Source organism: Aminobacter sp. P4_D5 (assembly GCF_056401815.1).
In genome coordinates this window covers 1-696 of sequence record NZ_JBFUIP010000751.1, presented here as the reverse complement: position 1 = coordinate 696, position 696 = coordinate 1, and the positions used below count along the sequence as shown (strand labels likewise).

Annotated in this window: 1 protein-coding gene; it reads right to left on the bottom strand. The window is 68.8% G+C overall.

Features of this window, described 5'->3' with window-relative positions; all coding sequences use genetic code 11:
- A partial coding sequence (locus tag AC1DWF_RS34775) for an ABC transporter substrate-binding protein (protein WP_476843027.1) occupies positions 1 to 696 on the bottom strand: 696 nt, incomplete at both ends.

Here is a 696-nt window from a genome sequence, read left to right as displayed (position 1 = left end):
ATGCCGAACTCGCCGGCCTGCTTCACGGCGTTCACCAGATCGTCGCCGCCATTGGCGAGGCCGATCACCTTGGCCCGCGAGGACTGCGCCGGGAGGAGGGCGGAGGCGAAAGCCGTGCTCGGGAAGGGCAGCGCGACGCTGCCGAGAACCCGGCCGCCGGCGCGATTGATGAAAGTGGTCGCATCCTCCTGCAAGGCGAGGCCGAAGCTGTAGTCGGCGCGGATGAAGAACCAGGTGTCGCCGCCGTTCCGCACGATCTGAGTGCCGGCGACGCGCGCCAGCATGTTCGAATCATAGGCCCATTGCACGACGTTCGGGGTGCAGGACGCGCCGGTCAGCGCGGCGGTGCCGACGTTGAAGGCGAGGACCACCTTGTCGCGCTCGCGCATGAGAGTGTTGATGGCGAGCGCGATCGCGGAATTCTGCAGGTCGCAGATGGCGTCCACGCCCTGGTCGATCCACTGGCGGGCGATGCCCACGGCGACGTCCGGCTTGTTCTGGTGGTCGGCGGAGACGACCTCGACGTTCAGGCCGAGCGGCCCCGCCATCTCGGCGACGGCCAGCTTGACGCAGGTGACCGAGCCCAGGCCGCCATTGTCCCGATAAGTGCTGGACTGGTCGTTGAGGACGCCGATCTTGATCGTCGGCGCGGTCTGGGCGCCGGCGCGGGTCGGGCCCAGCGCCGGAACCCAGCAG